Source organism: Ruminococcus sp. RTP21359st1_H3_RTP21359_211015, from assembly GCF_040909065.1.
GTDB classification, from domain to species: Bacteria; Bacillota; Clostridia; order Oscillospirales; family Ruminococcaceae; genus Hominimerdicola; species Hominimerdicola aceti.
Window position 1 is genome coordinate 1 of sequence record NZ_JBDGDD010000057.1, and the last position, 1,393, is coordinate 1,393.

A 1,393-nucleotide genomic window follows, 5' to 3' on the forward strand; every position below is an offset into this window, starting at 1 on the left:
ACGGGATCATTTGGAAACGCAGTATTAAACAGATTTCTGGAAACAGATATCGGAGAGATCAGAATATTTTCGAGAGACGAGAAAAAGCAGGACGATATGCGTCATGAGTATCAGGCGAAAATGCCTGAGGTAGCGGATAAGATCAAGTTCTACATAGGCGACGTGAGAAATTTGCAGTCCTGTAAGGACGCTATGCACGGCGTAGATTACATATTCCATGCGGCTGCACTCAAGCAGGTCCCGTCTTGTGAGTTTTTCCCAATGGAAGCCGTAAAAACTAATATTATCGGTACAGATAACGTCCTGACAGCCGCTATCGAGGAGGGCGTTGAAGCAGTAATATGCCTTTCAACTGATAAAGCAGCCTACCCTATCAATGCCATGGGTAAGTCAAAATCTCTTGAAGAAAGCGTCGCTATCGCTAAAAGCAGATATAGCGGAAAAACTAAAATCTGCTGTACTCGTTATGGTAACGTAATGTGCTCCCGTGGATCTGTTATCCCTCTGTGGATCGACCAGATCAAAGCAGGCAACCCTATTACTGTAACAGAGCCTAATATGACTCGTTTCATTATGTCACTTGAAGAAGCTGTCGACCTTGTACTCTATGCTTTCGAGAACGGAGAAAACGGCGACCTGCTTATCATGAAAGCCCCCGCTTGTTCTATCGGTCTTCAGGCTGAAGCCGTTACTGAAATGTTTGGCGGCAAAAAAGAGGATATCAAAGTCATTGGTATCCGCCATGGCGAGAAAATGTACGAAACACTTCTTACCAATGAGGAGTGCGCAAAGGCTATCGACCTTGGCGGCTTCTATCGTGTCCCTGCCGATAATAGAGGTCTGAACTATGATAAGTTCTTTAGAGACGGCGACGCAGATAGAAATACTCTCACTGAGTTCAATAGTAATAATACAAAGCTCCTTAATAAGGAAGAAATAAAGGAAAAAATGCTTAAGCTTGCATATATCCAGGAGAGATTGGCTGAGGATTGATATGTCAAAGAAGTTGGTCATCCTCGGTGCAGGCGGATATGCAAATACTGTTAAGGACGTTTCAGAACAGCTGGGCTATGATGTGATAGCTATGCTGGACGATAGATTTGCCGACCGTACGCTTGATTCTTTTACTAAATATATTGCTGACGATACGGAATTTATTCCTGCCTTTGGAAATAACGAGTTTCGTTTGTCTTGGTGCGATAAAATAACTAGAGCAGACGGCAGACTTGCCACTGTTGTGCATCCTACAGCTTATGTAAGTCCTACCGCATCTGTCGAAAAGGGCGTTGTGGTGCTTCCGAAAGCTGTTATCAATACAGATGTGACAGTGAAACGTGGCTGTATCATCAATTTGGGTGCTATCGTGGATCATGGCTGTGTGATCGAACAGGGC

1 protein-coding gene and 1 pseudogene are annotated in these 1,393 nt (G+C 44.1%); both read left to right on the top strand.

The features are described from left to right. A partial coding sequence (locus AB5Z01_RS13315; protein WP_368365603.1) for a polysaccharide biosynthesis protein occupies window positions 1–993 on the top strand: 993 nt, incomplete at its 5' end. A gap of 1 nt (window position 994) precedes the next feature. Next, window positions 995–1,393: pseudogene (locus AB5Z01_RS13320) on the top strand (mucin-desulfating sulfatase); the annotation flags it as partial.